At 32.2% G+C, this 18,844-nt stretch carries 17 protein-coding genes, 2 tRNA genes and 2 other annotated features; of the genes, 1 reads left to right on the top strand and 18 read right to left on the bottom strand.

Annotated features, from left to right (window positions below):
• Positions 1 to 27: 27 nt before the first annotated feature.
• From DW1_RS05215 to infC, 13 genes are all read right to left on the bottom strand, one after another.
• A complete protein-coding gene (locus DW1_RS05215; protein ID WP_074349579.1) occupies positions 28 to 2,493 on the bottom strand; it encodes a U32 family peptidase in 2,466 nt (821 codons plus the stop codon).
• 178 nt (positions 2,494 to 2,671) lie between these two features.
• Positions 2,672 to 3,214, bottom strand: coding sequence for a cell division protein ZapA (zapA, locus tag DW1_RS05210; RefSeq protein WP_074349578.1), 543 nt, complete (start codon positions 3,212 to 3,214; stop codon positions 2,672 to 2,674).
• 254 nt (positions 3,215 to 3,468) lie between these two features.
• Complete coding sequence (locus DW1_RS05205; RefSeq protein ID WP_074349577.1) at positions 3,469 to 5,106, bottom strand: Na+/H+ antiporter NhaC family protein; 1,638 nt, start codon at positions 5,104 to 5,106, stop codon at positions 3,469 to 3,471.
• A gap of 249 nt (positions 5,107 to 5,355) precedes the next feature.
• On the bottom strand, positions 5,356 to 7,752 hold the full coding sequence (gene pheT, locus DW1_RS05200; protein ID WP_074349576.1) for a phenylalanine--tRNA ligase subunit beta: 2,397 nt from the start codon (positions 7,750 to 7,752) through the stop codon (positions 5,356 to 5,358).
• Between the two features lie 19 nt (positions 7,753 to 7,771).
• A complete protein-coding gene (gene pheS, locus DW1_RS05195; RefSeq protein WP_074349575.1) occupies positions 7,772 to 8,794 on the bottom strand; it encodes a phenylalanine--tRNA ligase subunit alpha in 1,023 nt (340 codons plus the stop codon).
• A 19-nt stretch (positions 8,795 to 8,813) separates the two neighbouring features.
• Positions 8,814 to 9,089, bottom strand: coding sequence for a hypothetical protein (locus DW1_RS05190; protein WP_074349574.1), 276 nt, complete (start codon positions 9,087 to 9,089; stop codon positions 8,814 to 8,816).
• Positions 9,090 to 9,224: 135 nt separating this feature from the next.
• Positions 9,225 to 9,445, bottom strand: a binding site (T-box leader).
• An 11-nt stretch (positions 9,446 to 9,456) separates the two neighbouring features.
• Positions 9,457 to 9,546: a YqzL family protein gene (locus DW1_RS05185; RefSeq protein WP_074349573.1), complete on the bottom strand. Its 90-nt coding sequence runs from the start codon at positions 9,544 to 9,546 to the stop codon at positions 9,457 to 9,459.
• Positions 9,547 to 9,645: 99 nt separating this feature from the next.
• The gene (locus DW1_RS05180) at positions 9,646 to 10,455 is read right to left on the bottom strand and encodes a TrmH family RNA methyltransferase (protein ID WP_074349597.1); all 810 of its coding nucleotides are present in this window, start codon (positions 10,453 to 10,455) and stop codon (positions 9,646 to 9,648) included.
• A gap of 2 nt (positions 10,456 to 10,457) precedes the next feature.
• Complete coding sequence (locus tag DW1_RS05175) at positions 10,458 to 11,120, bottom strand: potassium channel family protein (RefSeq protein WP_074349572.1); 663 nt, start codon at positions 11,118 to 11,120, stop codon at positions 10,458 to 10,460.
• Positions 11,121 to 11,132: 12 nt separating this feature from the next.
• Positions 11,133 to 12,476 carry a TrkH family potassium uptake protein gene (locus DW1_RS05170; RefSeq protein WP_074349571.1) on the bottom strand — a complete coding sequence of 448 codons (1,344 nt, stop codon included), beginning with the start codon at positions 12,474 to 12,476 and terminating at the stop codon, positions 11,133 to 11,135.
• A 133-nt stretch (positions 12,477 to 12,609) separates the two neighbouring features.
• Positions 12,610 to 12,960: a 50S ribosomal protein L20 gene (rplT, locus tag DW1_RS05165; RefSeq protein ID WP_074349570.1), complete on the bottom strand. Its 351-nt coding sequence runs from the start codon at positions 12,958 to 12,960 to the stop codon at positions 12,610 to 12,612.
• A 26-nt stretch (positions 12,961 to 12,986) separates the two neighbouring features.
• Entirely contained in the window at positions 12,987 to 13,181 is a 195-nt protein-coding gene (rpmI, locus tag DW1_RS05160; protein WP_074349569.1) for a 50S ribosomal protein L35, read from the bottom strand.
• 22 nt (positions 13,182 to 13,203) lie between these two features.
• Positions 13,204 to 13,743, bottom strand: a complete 540-nt coding sequence (gene infC, locus DW1_RS05155) for a translation initiation factor IF-3 (protein ID WP_074349568.1) — start codon at positions 13,741 to 13,743, stop codon at positions 13,204 to 13,206.
• Positions 13,734 to 13,871, bottom strand: a sequence feature (ribosomal protein L20 leader region). It overlaps the preceding gene by 10 nt.
• Positions 13,872 to 14,060: 189 nt before the next feature.
• Between infC and ftsH the strand changes: the two genes are divergently transcribed.
• Positions 14,061 to 15,620 carry an ATP-dependent zinc metalloprotease FtsH gene (gene ftsH / locus DW1_RS05150; RefSeq protein WP_074349567.1) on the top strand — a complete coding sequence of 520 codons (1,560 nt, stop codon included), beginning with the start codon at positions 14,061 to 14,063 and terminating at the stop codon, positions 15,618 to 15,620.
• 95 nt (positions 15,621 to 15,715) lie between these two features.
• Here ftsH and DW1_RS05145 read toward each other — a convergent pair whose 3' ends face one another.
• From DW1_RS05145 to DW1_RS05125, 5 genes are all read right to left on the bottom strand, one after another.
• Positions 15,716 to 16,318: a DUF445 domain-containing protein gene (locus tag DW1_RS05145; RefSeq protein WP_074349566.1), complete on the bottom strand. Its 603-nt coding sequence runs from the start codon at positions 16,316 to 16,318 to the stop codon at positions 15,716 to 15,718.
• A gap of 346 nt (positions 16,319 to 16,664) precedes the next feature.
• Positions 16,665 to 17,567 carry a putative sporulation protein YtxC gene (gene ytxC, locus DW1_RS05140; protein WP_074349565.1) on the bottom strand — a complete coding sequence of 301 codons (903 nt, stop codon included), beginning with the start codon at positions 17,565 to 17,567 and terminating at the stop codon, positions 16,665 to 16,667.
• 81 nt (positions 17,568 to 17,648) lie between these two features.
• Complete coding sequence (locus tag DW1_RS05135; protein ID WP_074349564.1) at positions 17,649 to 18,386, bottom strand: DUF6873 family GME fold protein; 738 nt, start codon at positions 18,384 to 18,386, stop codon at positions 17,649 to 17,651.
• Between the two features lie 112 nt (positions 18,387 to 18,498).
• Positions 18,499 to 18,573, bottom strand: a tRNA-Cys gene (locus tag DW1_RS05130).
• 166 nt (positions 18,574 to 18,739) lie between these two features.
• Positions 18,740 to 18,814 (bottom strand) — tRNA-Gly (locus tag DW1_RS05125).
• Between the last annotated feature and the right edge of the window lie 30 nt (positions 18,815 to 18,844).

Raw genomic sequence — 18,844 nt, 5'->3', positions numbered from 1 at the left:
CTCCTTGTTAAGCATATAATGCTTTAATCACAAAACTCCCCTAAAAAAGTGTCCTGTTGTGTTACCAGTTTTACTTTTTAATTCATCAACAATCTGTTGCATCTCATAGTTATCAATTTTTTCATTTATATAATTATAATATAACTCTTGAATTAGTTTAACATTATCCTTTTCTATAGTAAAATCTAATCTCATCATATCCATGCCAGCCGAAAAAATTTTGTGAATGCTTTCTACAACAATTAAAGGCTGACTGTTATAAATAATAGTAGATTTTCCTTTTCTCTTCATTTCAAATGTCATGCCTTTTCTATCATATAAACCATAACCACTAGCAAGCTCACAGCTACTACAATCCTCATCATTCTTGCAGCCTTTCACAAGGGACATTGGGCAATGCTTTGTTATCATTAATGGCAAATATCCGTATCCTATAACCTCATACTCCATTACATTATTTTTGCATATCTCTGAGATTTGGGTTAATTTTAACTCTGGTGAAAGCGTCAGACTACTAACTCCGTACTCTGACAATATCTTAACTGTTGAGCTATTAAAAATATTGAGTCCTATATCACAATGAACATTTGTTTTATATCTATTCCTAATAAACTCTAATGTTCCTATGTTTGATGTACTTATTCCATCTATATCGTCAATTATTTTATTAAATGCCTTTTCCATCTTATCAAACTTTTCATTTGAGATAATCTTCTCTGTAGAGATATAGATTTCTTTATTATATTTTCTTACTTCTTTAATTTGATCTTCAATCTCTAGATTATAGTCTAAATAAATTCTATCTAGTTTATTTAGGTCAAGCTGCTTAAATTGTGAATTTGACTTAATCTTTACACTAGTTTTTCTTTGTCTGTTAGTTTCATTTTTAGAGTAGTTAAAGACTTGAGCTATACCCTCTCTAAGTTTTTCTGATATTACTTCTACTCTATTATTAAAATTACTTCTTTTTTTATTTAGCTCTTCTATACCTTTTCTCCTTAACCCATTGAGAGCACTAATAGGTAGCATTGCACCTTCTTCTAAATCAACATCTATGTTTTCTGCAACATATGGAGTATCTCCTAGCTTGTTCATCTGCTTAATTATCTTATCTCTGTCTAAAGAAATCTTAATACCTTTTTCTACTATTTCATCACTAAAAACATCAATATAGTTTTGTTCTTGCATAATTACTAGCCTTACTGGTTGACCTATTTTTACTTCTACTGCCATGTTTATAGGAATCTTTTTGAAGTTCTCCTTATTTGTATATGTTTCAGCAGCGGCGGTATTAAGTGACAAATCAAAGGTCTTATATACTTTAGCTCCTACTTCTACACCACTAATACGCTTTATTTTTATAACTTTTCCCTCGATGCCTTTTTGGACAGTGTCATTACCATCAATTATTTTATCTATTATCTGGCCATGACCTTCTCCACTTTTACCTATTATCTCTATTCCGTCTCCTTTGCTTAGGTCATCATCTAATCTTATATGGATAAAATTCTTGTCCACTTTAATAACTTCTCCGATTAATATTCCCCTATTATTTGGTTTATCAAAAGAAATAAAGTCTTTTCCATAGTCTCCTAATAGATATCCTTTTGTAAAGCCTCGATTGAACATTTGAGCCATATCCCTATAATCTTTTTCTGCAAGCTTTTGACTATGCTTTCCTAAAACTCTATCTAGTTCCTTTCTATATCTGTCTACTATTACTGCCACATATTCAGGCTTTTTCATTCTACCTTCTATCTTTAATGAAACTATTCCAGAATTTATTATTTCTTCTAAATGCTCTATTGTATTTAAATCCCTTGGACTTAGAATATATTTCTCCTCGAACTTTGGACTTATTATTTTATTTGTTTCAACATTTACTATAGAATATGCCATTCTACATGGTTGAGCACATCTACCTCTATTGCCACTCCTACCACCTATCATGCTGCTCATTAAACATTGTCCAGAATAACAGATACATAGTGCCCCATGTATAAATGCCTCTAATTCTGCACTAGTCTTTTCTCTTATATAACTTATCTCTTCAGTTGACAATTCACGAGCAAGAACTACTCTCTTGAAGCCTAGTCCCTCTAAAAACTGTACTCCTAGATAATTATTTATAGACATTTGTGTACTTGCATGTATCTCAAAATCAGGTAAAAGCTTTCTTACTATTCTAACCAAACCTAAATCCTGAACTATTAACGCATCAACATCAATGTTATATAAGAAAACTAAATAGTCAATTACTTCCTTTAATTCATTATCATCCAATAAAATGTTTAATGTAACATACACCTTAACATCTCTCAGGTGTGCATATTCTACTGCGCTCTTTAGTTCTTCATCACTAAAATTAGAGGCATACTGTCTTGCATTGAACATCCTACCTCCCAAATATACAGCATCTGCACCATTTTCCACTGCTGCATAAAGAGCATCCATACTCCCAACTGGTGCTAATATTTCTACTTTATCTATCATAAACTCATCTCCTAGTTAACAAACATAAGGCCTAAAGTGATTTAAAAATACCTGCTTCATCACATTCTTGTAAAAAATAAAGAGTAGTGTTCTACTCTCATAATTAAGCTAACTATATTATAATGTTATTAGTTTTTTTGTACAATAATATTTTATCTAATCAGATTACTATTATACATTAATCCATACCTAACATTTTTAATGCCTCTCTTAGCTCTTTTCTAAGCTGAACCATTTCAACTTGATCCTCAAAAAGTTTGTTTTGAAGATCGTCTACAGATTTATTTACTTTATTTATCTCGTCCTCTTTAGCTTTTAACTCCTGTTCATACTGTTTAATAGTTTTGTTAAGATTTTCTATTTCTCTTTTGGATTGTAATAATTCATCTTTATAGTTATTGCATTCGTCTCTAAGCCCCTGTAATTTGCTATTGCTATCATCTAAGTCTTTTTTCATCTTCTCAAATTCTTTTAAGGGCTCTACCACCTCTTGGTTTATCTTATTTAATTCATTAAATGTTTTGGTATATTTATCAGCCATATTAAATGCAGCTAATATAGCGGCCATAGTCTGACTTAGTTTTTTATTCTTTTTCATTATCTCTTTTATGTTATCATCTACAATCTTTGCAATACCCATTATATATTCTTCAGATTCACTACCTAATACAGAAAACTCTTGACCATTTATATTAACTATAACTCTTTCCTTATTTGCCATAGCAAACCTCTCCTTTTAAAGCATCTTACTATATTATTCTTTTTATTTATGTAAATTCCTTCTATTTAAATAAAAAGTAATTAAATTATTTAAAAATAGTTTAAATAGTATGATACATTAAAATACATATAACTCTGTAGTTGTTTTAGCCAATGATTTGTAAAATTTAAATGGGTTGCTGAAATATTTCAGCAACCCATAATTTTTAAAATTATATCTTTATATCATGAAATAGTGATTTTAAATAATATTTTTTATACTGGATTTTGAGTTCTATTTAAGTCTGATTTTTTTGATGTAAGTATCTTAATTACATAAAGTGTACCAAGCATCATTGCAATAGATATAGGAAGCACAATCCAAGCTGATTGTATTAGACCTGCTATGATATAGCCTACAAAGGACACTACTGCAACTGTTAATGCATAAGGAAGCTGAGTTGAGACGTGATTAATATGGTTGCACATAGCTCCAGTAGAAGACATAATAGTTGTATCTGAAATAGGTGAGCAATGGTCACCACAAACAGCACCAGCAAGACAAGCAGAGACTGATATTACCAAAAGCTCAGGCTCTAACCCTACTGCAACCACTATTGGTAGCAGGATACCAAAGGTTCCCCATGATGTTCCAGTTGAGAAGGACATTCCAATAGCTATAAGGAACACTATGGCTGGCAGGAATATCTTAAGCCCTGCTGCACTACCTGCAAAAATCCCACTAACATATTCTTTTGAACCAAGTAAACTGGTCATTCCACTCAATGTCCATGCAAAAGTAAGGATAAGGATAGCAGGAACCATAGCCTTAAATCCTGCTGGGAAGCATTCCATGCATTCACTGAAGCTAAGCACTTTACGAGCCATAAAATATATCATAATAAGAATAAGTGCAAAGGAAGAGCCTAGTGACAATCCTACAGAAGCATCAGAGTTAGCAAAAGCATCGACAATATTTGCACCTTCTAGAATGCCACCAGTATAGACCATGCCAAATATGCAGAAAAATATTAGTATAAGTACAGGAAGAACAAGATCTATAACCTTTCCTTTTCCAGCATGCATTTCTACATCTTGACCTTCAAATGGACGATCTGGTGTTGTATAGAGGTCACCTTTTAAAATAGCATTTTCTTCATGCTTTTTCATTGGACCATATTCAATTCCCAATAAAGTAATTATGATTATCATTGCTAGAGTCAAAAGTGAATAAAGATTATAAGGAATTGCACGAATAAAAAGTTCTAATCCATCATAACCTTCAACAATACCAGTAACTGCAGCAGCCCAAGAAGATATAGGAGCTATCATACATATAGGCGCAGCCGTAGAGTCTACAATATAGGCTAATTTTGCACGAGAAATTTTATGCTTATCTGTAATAGGCCTCATAATGTTTCCAACAGTCAGACAGTTAAAATAGTCATCCACAAATATGAGTATACCAAGTCCGAAAGTGGAAAGGATGGCTCCCTTTCTTGTGCGGATTTTTTGACTTGCCCATTTCCCATAGGCTGCAGATCCGCCTGCCTTATTAATAAGGCTTACTATAGCTCCCAAAGTAACTAAGAAAATCAATATACCAACATTCCAACCATCTGCTAGAGAAGGTATAAATCCTTCAGTAAACATTGCATCAAAGGCTTTAAGTGGATTGAAATTTGCATACAATAAAGCTCCACTGACTATACCTATGAAGAGTGAACTGTATACTTCCTTTGTAATAAGAGCTAGCACAATTGCTATAATTGGTGGAACCAGAGACCAGAACGTGGCATATAAGCTACTTTGGTAAACTTCCCCAGTGGCATCCTCTGCAAAAACAGGTAATACTAACACCATTGATAATACTACCAAAACTAACAATAGCTTAAACAGCTTTTTCCTATTCATAAAAGCCCCCCTTAAATATAATTTTTTATTCTTAAATATTAATTCTCTATAGATATCTTTTTTCCTCTATTTTTTTATTATTTTGAAAATTCAATTATTTGCATAGAGCAGTCTCACAACACAAATTTATTTACTTGGCTTCCCTCAATAGATTTGGTGCTCACTCTGATTGACCTACCATCGATTTCCCAAAAAAACATTCGGGAAATCGGGTTAGGTCATAAAAAGAGCAGTTGCCTGCTCTTTTTATTAGCTTCTTAATGTTGCATTTAAATTTTCTTGTAGTTTCTCTACTATTTTATCATGAACTTTAGCTACGTCTTCGTCTGTTAGTGTCTTTTCATGGGATCTATAGGTAATTGAATAAGCAACACTCTTCTTACCTTTTTCTATCTGTCCGCCTTTGTATACGTCAAATAGCTTAATAGCTTCTACTAGCTTTTTGCTGTTTTCCATTATTATTTTTTCTATTTCTTTTACCATAATCCCTTCATCAACTACTAATGCTATATCTCTAGTAACTGATGGATACTTTGGAAGTGGAATGTATTTCCTATCTAGATTAGAATGTAGTACTATTAGTTCAAAGTTAAGCTCTGCTACGTATACTCTTTCTTTCATTCCAAAGTTGTCTAATACATCAGGATGAACTTCACCTAATATTCCAAGTACATGGTTCCCTAATGTTATAGTAGCTGTTCTGCCTGGGTGGAATGACGGATCGTTTTTCTCCCTAATGTATTCATAGTCTTTAATTCCTAGCTTTTCAAATAAGATTTCTACTACTCCCTTTAGTGTATAGAAGTCGCTACTGCCATACATTCCAATAGAAAGGGTTCTGTTCTCATATGGTAGCTCCTTAACTGGAAGCTCCTTAGGTGTGAATGTACTTCCTATTTCATATGCCCATGCCTTGTCTACTCCATATTTATAGTTCCTTGTCATAACCTCTAGCATATTTCCAATAAGAGTAGTCCTCATTACGCTGAAATCTTCTCCTAATGGATTTCTTATTCCAACATATTTTCTTTTCATACTGTCTTCAGCTATGTTTAATTTGTCATATTGCTTAGGACTTATAAAAGAGTATGTGGTAATTTCATTTAGTCCAACACCTGTTAATATAGTTTTAGCTCTGTCTTCTATCTGTCTAAATAATGTTTTCTCAGCTTTAGTTAGAGTCCCTACTAAAGGCTGTGGTATAATCTTATCTATTCCATAGATTCTGCCTACTTCTTCTATTAAGTCTGCCTCTATAGTTAAGTCCCTTCTGAAAGATGGTACAGAAACTACTATTTTATCATTTTCAAGCTTGGAATTTAGTTCAAGGGAATTTAACATTTTTATCATTTCACTGGCTTCAATGTCTGTTCCCAGTAATCTATTTGCCTTTTCTGGCGAAAGTTCTAGAGTTCTCTCTTCAGCTTTTCCTTCATAGATATCAATATGTCCAGCTACTACAGTACCTGCACCTATTTCTTCTATAAGCTGACATACACGGTTACAAGCTATATCTGATAGATTAGGATCTAAGTCTTTCTCATATTTTGCAGATGCTTCTGTTCTCAAACTAACCTTACGTGAAGTAAGTCTTACACTTCTTCCATCGAAGTTTGCAGATTCTATAAGTATAGTCTTAGTGTCATCTGTAACCTCGCTATCTTCTCCTCCCATTACTCCAGCAATAGCCATAGGTCTACTATCATCTGCAATTACTAGCATTGAAGTATCTAGGCTTCTCTCTACTCCATCAAGAGTCTTAATCTTTTCTCCTTCTAATGCTCTTCTTACAATTATCTTTTTACCTGATAATTTATCTAGATCAAAAGCATGTAATGGCTGACCAATTTCTAGCATTACATAGTTTGTAATGTCTACTATGTTGTTTATAGGTCTTACCCCTGCTTCCATAAGCCTTCTTTGCATCCACATTGGTGACTGACCTATTTTTATGTCTTTAACTACCTTTGCATAGTATCTATTGCATAAGTCCTTAGCTTCCACTATTATTCCATTAAAATAGTCCTTAATATCGTCTACTTGATTATTGATTTTGATGTCTAAATGCTTCATTGGTTTTCCTAGTGTAGCAGCTGTTTCTCTAGCCATTCCTATAATACTCAAGCAGTCAGGACGATTTGGAGTTATTTCGAAGTCAATAACCTCTCCATAAAGTCCTAGGGTTTCCTTTATATCTTGGCCTAGAGTATATTCTTTATCTAATATAAAAATCCCGTCTTTATTTTCCTTTGGTACTACATTTTCACTTATGCCAAGCTCTTGAGCTGAACATAGCATTCCGTTTGACTCTACACCTCTAAGTTTCCCTTTCTTAATCTTTACTCCACCAGGTAGCTTTGCCCCTATTAGTGCTACTGGGATATAGTCACCTACTTTAATATTATTTGCTCCAGTCACTATTTGAATCACTTCAGTTCCTACATCTATTTGAGTAATTACTAGCTTATCTGCATCTGGATGCTGAGCTATTTCTAAAATCTTTCCTACTACTACATTTTCGATTCCTTTATCTACAGCCTCAATAGAATCAACATGAGACCCTGACATAGTCAGTTTGTCAGCTAATTCTTTTGAATCTACATCTATATCAACATATTCTTTAAGCCATTTAACAGGTACTAGCATATCTTAGTCCTCCTTCTCCTTAAAATTGATTTAAAAATCTCATATCATTCTCAAAAAGTAGTCTTATATTGTTTATTCCATACTTAACCATTGCAATTCTATCTACACCAAGTCCAAATGCAAAACCACTATATACCTCAGGGTCTATGCCACAATTTCTTAGAACATTTGGATGTACCATTCCACAGCCTAAAAGCTCCATACTCCAACCTGTTCCATTACATGAAGCACAGCCTTTACCCATACATTTTAAGCATGATACGTCAACTTCTGCACTTGGTTCTGTAAATGGGAAGTAATGTGGTCTAAATCTAGTTTTCATCTCACTTCCAAATAGTTCTTTTATGAACATGTCTATTGTATGCTTTAAATTTCCCATTGTAATATTTTTATCTACTACTAATCCCTCTAACTGATGGAACATAGGAGAATGTGTATCATCTACATCATCAAATCTAAATGTTCTACCAGCAGATACAATTCTTAGTGGTGGCTTAGTTTGTTTCATAGCTCTTATCTGCACTGGTGAAGTATGAGTCCTTAGCAATATATCATCGGTAATATAGAATGTATCTGATGGATCCCTTGAAGGATGGTTTTCAGGGGAATTTAATGCATCGAAATTATTGTATACTGTTTCCACCTCTGGACCTTGGACAATACTGAACCCCATGCTCATGAAGATATTTTCTAACTCTTCCATTACTCCTATTAGAGGATGTCTATGACCTTTTTCTATGCTCTTTCCTGGCATTGAAATATCAATTGTCTCAGTTTGAAGTCTTCTGTTTTTTTCTTCTGCTTTAAATTTTTCTCTAGCCCTTTCAATTTCTCCTTCAATTAGTCCCCTTACTTTATTTGCTAATTGACCTATGATAGGTCTCTCTTCTGATGATAGCCCACCCATTGCTCTAAGTACTCCAGTCAATTCTCCTTTTTTACCTAGATACTTGACTCTTATTTGCTCTAAATCATCTAATTTGCCAATTTTACTTAGTTCATTTAGTGCATTTTCTTTTATATTGCTTAGCATTTCCTTCATTTTCATCGCTCCTTCCAAACTATTTAAAGAAACTTAATATTAATATAATAATTATATAAACAAAGCTAATTACTAAAGAATTCTTAAGAATTCTATGAAATTCGCTGTTGTCTTTCTGAATTATGCTATTGCTTCTTGAATTACTAGAATTTCTAGTGCTTTTATTTCTAGTCTTCCCTTTTTGCTTGATGCTATCTGATTCTTTTATATTGAATTTCCCTTTTATAACACTAAATGTATAGGTTATACCAAAATAGATAATAAAAAAGGCAAAGAAACTAACTATATATTCCACTTAAACTCCCTCCTTCTAATGCAATCAAATCCTCACAAAATGCGAGATTCTTCGCTAACGCTCAGATGACAGAACACTCGGAAAATCGGGTTAGGTCATAAATCGGATTAGGTCATAAAAATAAAGCCTCCGTCACAAAGGGACGAAGGCTTTCCGTGGTACCACCCTAATAATTTGATTGTTCATCAAATCACTCATTATGTTAACGGTAAAAAAACCGGCATAAGTCTACTACTATTTCAACCTAGCAGTTCAAGAGTGAACTTCTGTATTTTCAAACATAGAAGTGCTTTCAGCCTACGACACTTCCTCTCTCAAAGTTTTTAAATACATACTTTCTCTATCATCACTTTTAGATATTAATTTATTAGTTCATCATAAGCGCTTTGTAAACTAGATAGGCGTTAATAGAACCAGTTAGCTCAAATAGTTTCCAGAAAAACTCTGCATTTAACATAGTATAAAACACCTCTCTAAGCTATTTACTAAGATTATAGCACGAGGTATAGCAAAAAACAAGGAATATGTAAACTAAATTTTTTGATTTTTTAAACTTTTAATCTCTGCTCTGTCTCTGTCTCAAAGCCTCGTACATTATTACGGAAGAGGCAATGGCAGCATTTAAAGATTCAGCATTGCCTGGCATAGGTATCTTAATTAGCAAATCTGAATCAGCTATAACTTCTTCTGATACCCCAGAGGCTTCATTTCCTATTATTAGCGCAAAATCCCTTATAAAGTCTACATCGAAGCAGAATTCTTTAGCATCAAGTGATGTAGTAACTACTCTTATACCCTTGTCCTTTAAGTCCCTTATAGCCTCATTAGAACTTTTATAATATAAAATAGGAATATGAAATATAGAGCCCATAGTAGAACGAATAGTCTTAGGATTAAATACATCAACACAGCCTTCAGTTACTATAACACCATTTGAACCAAAGGCATCAGCTGTTCTAATAATAGTGCCCATGTTTCCAGGGTCTTGTAATCTATCTAAAAGAATTATAAAGTTATCTTTTTCTTTTAGAATATTATCTATTGTCTTTAAATCATATTCTACTACAGCTAAAATACCCTGTGGTTTTTCTGTATCTGATATTTCTTTAAATAATTTATCTGATATATAGTTTAGCTTATAATTGCTACTTTGAATTTTTTTTAATAGCTCTTCTCCACCCTTTATGTGAAAAAGCATATCAGAATATACTATATAAGAAATTTTAGCATTTGATAAAATACTTTCCTCAACTGCTCTTATTCCTTCTATAAAAAAACTTTTTTTCGTCCATCTATCTTTTTTTCTATAAAGCGACTTTATTTCTTTTATCATGATATTTGATGAACTCGTTATCATTTCATTCATATTCATAACCTCAATCCACTTTTTTTTTCTAGATTTGCAAGGTTTGTGTTGCTACCTATTACTATTAGTACATCACCTGGCATAATAGCTTCGTCTGCATTAGGCGAAATATTTAATCCTACCTTTTTCTTTATTGCTATTACATTTATACCATACTTTGAAGGAAGCTTAAGCTCGTTAAGTGTTTTGTATTCCCATTCCTTTGTGGCAGTTATTTCAACTATACTATAATCCGGGTCAAATTCGATATAATCGATTACGCTAGAAGAAACAAGGTTATGAGCTAGTCTTACGCCCATATCCCTTTCTGGAAATACTACTTTATCTGCACCTATTTTATATAAAACCTTTGCATGAACATCATTCTGTGCCTTTGCCACTACAGTCTTTACACCCAATTCTTTGACTATAAGAGTTGCCATAATAGATGCTTGAATATCAGATCCTATGCTAACGACTGCTACATCAAAGTTTCTAATACCTAAGGCCTTTAATGCATATTCATCTTCTACGTCTGCTTGTGCAGCATATGTAACAGAATCAGAAATTTCCTGTACAATTTCTTCATCCTTATCAATAGCTAGTACATCATGACCTTGATTATATAAGGTTTTAGCTACACTAGTCCCAAATCTTCCGCAACCGATGACTACGAATTGCTTCATTTATCCACCATCCTATCCAATCATTATCTTTCCTTCTGGATATCTAAAATTAGCCTTAGTCTTACTTTGTCTTCTAGCTAATGCAAATCCTAATGTCAATGGTCCCACTCTTCCTGCAAACATTGTCAGTATAAAAACTATTTTCTCAAAAAAAGATAAACTAGGTATAGCCCCTCTATGTAGACCTACTGTAGCAAAAGTAGAAGTAGCTTTAAATAAAATGTCTAGAAAAGAGCTTTCTGCATCTGTTAAGGTTAGAATCATTGTGACTAATATCACAACAAAAAAAGCTAATCCAATCACTGCTAATGCTCTATATATAAGTTCATGTGGTATTCTTTTCTTGAATATCTCTACATCTGTTTTTCCTTTAAGCACAGATACTATTGTTATTATTAAAACTCCAAAGGTTGTAGTTTTAATACCACCTGCAGTTGAGCCAGGAGAACCTCCAATAAACATCATCATGATTATAAGAAAAGTAGTAGGTAAAGTAAGTCCACTAATATCTATACTATAAAATCCAGCACTCCTTGGACTTACTGCTTGAAAAATGGATGCAATTATCTTTTCAACAAGTGGTAGATTACCTAATGTCTTAGGATTATTGTATTCCATCACAAATATAAAAGCAAAACCAATAACAAATAAAATTGTGTTAAACAATAACACAAACCTTGTATGTAAACTGAATTTTTTAATATTTTTCTTATTGGTTATTAAATCTATATATACCGAATAGCCAAGTCCTCCAGCAATAATAAGAATAACTAATACTAAATTTATTATTACGTCATCAGCAAAAGGAACAATACTATTTCCTGTAATATCAATTCCAGCATTACAAAAAGCTGAAATAGAGTGAAATATTGAAAAACATATACCCTTTTTAATACCATATATAGGTATAAATCTTGTTGCTAATAAAACAGCTCCTATTGCTTCAATTGATAGTGTAGATATGATTATATATCTTGTAAGCTTTACTACTCCCTCTAAGGAAAATTGATTTAAACCTTCTTGTAATAGAATCCTTTCCTTTAAGGTAATTTTTTTTCCAAGAAGCAAAGCTATTAGCGTGGCCATTGTCATAATTCCTAAGCCGCCTATCTGCACCAAAATAATTATAACGATTTTTCCAAATAATGTCCAGTGCGTGGCTGTTTCAACTACTACAAATCCTGTAACACTGACAGCTGAAGCTGAAGTAAATAAAGCATCAATAAAACCTATGCTATTTCCATCTACAGAAGCTAGCGGCAAACTAAGAAGTCCTGCACCAACAATAATAAGTCCTGCAAATCCAAATGAAAGCACTTGGGCTGGGTTAAAATTTATATGTTTATTTCCTATCATAACCACTTACTCCTAACACTGGATTTTTGATTTTACTTATTATTATACCAATTAAATACTTCAATAAACTTATACTTGTTAACAAAACTAAAAAGAGAAAAATAAAAAGCTCCGTAATCGGAACTTTTATTTTCTAAGCATTTTTAGCAACTTCAACTAATTTTGCAAAACCTTGTGCATCGTGAATTGCCATTTCTGAAAGCATTTTTCTATTTATTTCAATGTTAGCTTTCTTTAATCCATTTATGAAAGTACTGTAAGACATACCATTCATTCTTGCTGCAGCATTTATTCTTGTTATCCAAAGCTTTCTAAAATCTCTCTTTCTTAATTTACGTCCTACATATGCATATTGAAGAGATTTCATTACAGCTTGATTAGCTGGTCTGTAAAGTTTGCTCTTTGCACCATAATAGCCTTTTGCAGACTTTAATATTTTTTTATGTTTTTTCTTTGCATTTACTGCTTTTTTTACTCTAGCCATCTATTCTCTCCTCCTCTTTCATCCAATTAGTATGGTAATAATGGTCTTATTCTTTTTTCGTCTCCTGAGCTAACTAATGTTGCTTTTCTTAAATTTCTAACCCTTTTTGGAGATTTCTTTCCTGTTAAGTGGCTTTTATATGCTTTATGTCTCTTTAGCTTTCCAGACCCTGTTTTCTTAAATCTTTTTGCTGCTCCTCTGTGTGTTTTCATTTTTGGCATAGTGTTTCCTCCTTCCAAGTAATCAGTTTTTTGGGTTCAAATACATTACCATGTTTCTACCTTCGAGTTTAGGTTGTTTATCTATGACTCCATACTCCGAAGTAATTTCAGCAAACTTTCTAAGTACCTCTTCTCCTTTTTCAGTATGGCCCATTTCCCTTCCTCTAAATCTTACTGTAACTTTAACTTTGTCATCATCCTTCAAGAAATCAATGGCTCTCTTAGCTTTGACATTCAAATCATTGGCTTCAATAGATGGTGTAAGTCTAATTTCTTTAACAGTAATAACCTTCTGATTCTTTCTTGCTTCCTTTTCTCTTTTGGCAAGTTCATACTTGTATTTACCATAATCCATTATCCTACACACCGGCGGTTTTGCATTTGGAGCAATCATAACCAAATCTAGCTTTTTTTCATCTGCCAGCTCTAAAGCTTTTTTTGATGACATAATGCCAAGCTGTTCTCCATCAACATCAATCAGCCTAACTTCTTTCTCTCTGATTTCCTCATTTACCTGAAGTTCTTTAATATTAAGACACCTCCTGAAATTTTTAAATAAAATTAATGCGGATAGTAGAAACTATCCGCATTAAAAACGACAAAAAAGTACAACAATACTTATAAATCGTCAATATTAACCTTATGAGCTCTATGCTATAAGGTGAGAAGCGGATACTTCTACTTTGTTTTATCCCTAATACAATTCTTAGTATATTATATGCAATCATTGAACAGTTGTCAAATCTTTTTTACTTATTAAAAAAATATTTTTCATTATTTTTCTTTTACATGAACCTTATTTATCTAATATTAACATAAACATTGGTTAAAATAATAGTACCAATTTAAAATTTAACAGCAAAGAGGGTGATTGATATCTTGAAAAAGAAATTGACATTTATAATTGTAATAATCTGCCTATCGATTTCTACTTTTCTAGTTTATGAAAAGTATTTTTCTAGTATAAATTTATCTAATATTACAAATGGTGATAGATTTTTTATTTGGATAGTCACTTTAATAGTATTAGTATATTATTTAAGACTTGATTCTAAACCATCCTTAGTCCCAGCTTCTTTCAGTAGTGAGAAAAAGAAAGGAGAGGATTCTACTAATGAAAACAATAAGCCTGAGATATCTTTTAAAGATGTTGCAGGATTAGATGAGATAAAAGAAGAACTTCAAGAAATTACTGATTTTATTAACAACTCTGAAAAATACACTAAAATGGGAGCTAAAATTCCTAGAGGTGTTTTATTTTATGGTCCTCCAGGCACTGGTAAAACCCTACTAGCAAAAGCTTTAGCAGGAGAGACAAAATCAACCTTTTTATATGCTAGTGGTTCTGAGTTCGTTGAAAAGTATGTAGGAGTAGGAGCTAAAAGAGTTCGCACTTTATTTGAAAAGGCTAAAAAAGAAGCTCCTAGTATAGTGTTCATAGACGAAATAGACGCCATAGGTTCAAGAAGAAATTCTGATAGTAATAATGAAAAAGATCAAACCTTAAATCAGCTTCTTGTTGAAATGGATGGTTTTTACAGATCACAAACTGTTATAGTCATAGGAGCCACAAATAGACTCGATCTGTTAGATGAGGCTCTTTTGAGGCCTGGAAGATTTGATAGACATATTTATGTAGGAAATCCTAATGTTAAAGCTAGAAAAGAAATATTTGGTGTTCACACTAAGGATAAACCTTTAGATGCAAGCATAAATATAGAGGACTTAGCTAAGAAAACCCATGGATTTTCTGGTGCTCAACTAGCTAATATTGCAAACGAGGCAGCTATAATTGCTGTTAGAAATAAAAAGAAAGTAATAGATATAAATGATTTTAATTCAGCTATCGAAAGAGTTGTAGCGGGATTAGAAGTAAAAAATCCAACTGTCCTAGATAAAGAAAAAAACATTGTATCCTATCATGAAGCAGGTCATGCTCTTGTTGGAAAGCTATTAAATGTGGATATGATACAAAAGATATCAATAGTTCCTAGAGGTCAAGCACTAGGTTATGTTTTGAGAATGCCAGATGAAGAAAGATACCTACTTACTGAAAAAGAACTTCTTGATAAAATTAAAGTACTTCTTGCAGGTAGGGCCGCTGAATTTGCTATTTTCGGAGAAATCACAACAGGAGCTAAGGATGATCTTATTAAAGCTACAGAAATTGCACAGGAAATGGTATGTAGCTATGGAATGAGCTCACTTGGAAATATAGCAATAAAAGAACAGTATATTAAATATTCATTTAATAAGGTGGATAGAGAGATAAAGAAGATTATAAATAGTTGCTATGAAGATGCACTACAACTAATCAATCTAAACAAAAATATACTTCGCATAATTTCAGAATATCTCCTAGAAAATGAGACTATGACTGGAGAAGAGCTTGACTATATATTCGACCAGTATAATAATTCACACGTAGTAGCTACTTAGCAAATCTAAAAACAAAATAACAAAATTCAGGAAGCAATATACTGTATGACCTGTAAAGTAGTTTTGCTTCCTGAATTTTTTGATCCTAAAAAGCCTTATACAAAGACTGCCAATATACCTTGAACTACACCTATAATAAATCCTAAAACTCCCCCTAGTATTTCAATATGTTTTAATTCTGTTTTAGCTATTGAAATAATTATTTCTTCAATTTTCTCAATTTCAAAGGCCTTAATTTTGTCTTCAATAATTTCTGATATACTTATATCTTTTGAAGCTTTATCTATACTCTTTCTTATTAAATCGTTAATAATAGCATCCCCATCTTTTTCAATAAAATCATCTATATATGAATAGATCATATTCTTTAAAAAGCTAGGTATAATTGACGGAAGCTTGTCTCTAATTACCTCATTAATTTTATTCTTAATAGTTGTTTTAATCTGTGATATATTTTTATCTTCCATCACTTTATCTACAAGTTCATCAAATGATAAAAGCTGCTGTTCAATAACATTGCCTATACTACTAGCTATTTCATCCCTACGTTTTGGTATTAAACCTTGGATACTGAAATTGAGTACAGGAACCCTTATTGGATAAAATGGTCTAAATAACAGCTTTATCGCTATAAGATTTGTAATCCATCCTATTAATGCTCCAATAAGTGCAAATACTAAAACTTTTACCACTAACATAATCTCACCTTCTATCAACATTATGCGACTTATTATACCATATTTAGTTTGAGCATTAAAGATAGTTATAATGTAATCTATACTTCGCAGTCCCGAAACGCAAATTTGCTTACTCCCTCCGGTCGTTCAAATTTGGTGTTTGGTGCATTTGACCTACCAGCGATTTCCCGAAAAATACATTCGGGAAATCGGGTTAGGTCATTTGCCGCAGTCTCGCATCACAAATTTATTTGCTCGCTATCGCTCACATAAATTTGGAGCTCGTTGCGTTTGACCTACCAGCGATTTCCCGAAAAATACATTCGGGAAATCGGGTTAGGTCATAAAAAAAGCCATCCTTTCAAAGTTAATATCCTTTGAAAGGATGAGATGAAACATCGCTACAACATAGATCACAGCCTTCACATATAGTTACTTTGCTTAAAAAAATATTTTTGATTATGTTTATTATGTCAAAATTATTTGTTCCACTATCTAAGTGAATAATAATTTTCCTAGGTGCTATAGTTATAAGGGAACTTATAAGTAAATCATCATAATTAATATCTATCTCTGATAGTTCTTCGCTTATTTCTTCTAAAAATTCATTGTTTATTGCTAACCTTTTTTCATCAATTAATTTATATTTGTTATTTGTAAAAATGATATTTACTACTTCCCTCTTAGGCTCTTGGACTTCTACAAAATATTGAAGTATTTTTATGAACTCTCTGTACTCTTTCTCAGCAAAATAGTCTTCAATATTTTTATCAATAGCATCTTCTATAGTATCCAAATAGTACTTTAATCTAAAGTTTATAAATCCCTCTATATTAATAGAATCATTATCTTCTAAAAAGTCTATTATAGATTTTAGTATTCTAGATTTCTTGCTAATTTTATATATTATCCCCTCTGTATTAATGTATTCATTTTTCTTTAGATAATCTAAAGTACTTGCTTTAATTTTTTCTTTTTCTTCCTTATCAAAATAACATAGATTATAATGTAATAATCTCTCAACTATATTTTCTTGGTAAATGTCTATAATTACATCAGCAATACCATTTGCCATATAATGTTTGAATACGTTCTTAATATTTTTATGTTTTTTGCTACTTTTATTACTTAAGTTATAGTCAATTAGAAAGAAGTCCCCACATTTTCCTACACTTCTTTCTATAATTAAATCTTCTTTTTTAAATATATCAATATAGTTTTCTAATATATTATCTGTTTCAACTTTAGATGCAATTGTAAGTAATTTCAATTGTCTCACTCCTTTCTGCTGTAATAGTAGTATATGTTTAATATAAAGCTATATTCTCATAACTGGAATGTAATAAATGTATTAAAAAGTAATTATTGAACCAATGTCAATTATTTTTTTATTACTTAAATAATGTATTTTTATTTTATGTTTTCTCAAAAATTCATTTATTCTGTTTAAGCTAGGATGCTCTATAAGTGTTCCAGATACGAGTAATTCTTTTTTTGATAATATACCCGTAGCTCCTCCAATAAAACCATAATTAAGTCCTGGTAATTCAATGAATCCTGCTTCTATCATAAGCACGTCCACACTATGCTTTATTAGCTCTTTATAAATTGAAGGATCAGAAGTAATACATGCTTTTTCACTTATTATTGCTAGTGAACATTTTGAGTATCCTTGTTTAACATGTATAAATTCCACACCTTCTTTTTCTAAATAGAATTTAAGCTTTTCATCAGTGAAATTAGTGTTATGTATTGCGTATCTTGAAATCCTTGCTACATTATATGCAATGTTATCTGGATAGTTTCTACCGAGTTTCTTTTCTCCTTTTATTACCTTTACCCCATAAAAAGGTAGAATCTCATTGTAATAATCATATACATTAGGAGCAACTATTACCTTATTATAATCAATAGGATGTATTACTATATCAGGATGGTAAGAAATTGACTCATATAATTCATCGCATTTACATGTATATATTGCATTCACTCCTAACAGTTTTAAACCCTTTTTAACTTTATGGCTAGCTCTACCATCAATAATTGCAATTCTTGCTCTTCCTTTAGGGATAAATGGGTTTGTGCACACGATTACCCGCTCCTCATTATAATTTGACTATAATAATATATATCATATCTAAAACAATAAATACAAAAAACAAAAAAGTCTTCTTTAAAAGAAGACTGTATGCTTTAGTATATGGAGGCGACACCCAGATTTGAACTGGGGAATAAAGGTTTTGCAGACCTCTGCCTTACCACTTGGCTATGTCGCCGATTAAGTTCAATCAGTTTCACAACACCAATTTATTTACCCATTACACTCGCATAAACTTGGTACTCATTGTGTGTGAATGACCTACCTATAACTTGCTATAGTTCGTTGGATAGACAACTTGAAATCCTTACAGGATAACTAACTGCTTCCAACAATAAAATTAATGGAGCGGAAGACGAGATTCGAACTCGCGACCCTCGCCTTGGCAAGGCGATGCTCTACCACTGAGCCACTTCCGCAAAATAAAACACATTCCTCTAAGCCAATTA

This window comes from Proteiniborus sp. DW1 (genome assembly GCF_900095305.1).
Classification (GTDB): Bacteria; Bacillota; Clostridia; order Tissierellales; family Proteiniboraceae; genus Proteiniborus.
Note: the sequence above shows the minus strand (reverse complement) of the source record. Positions and strands in the feature narration are given on the sequence as shown.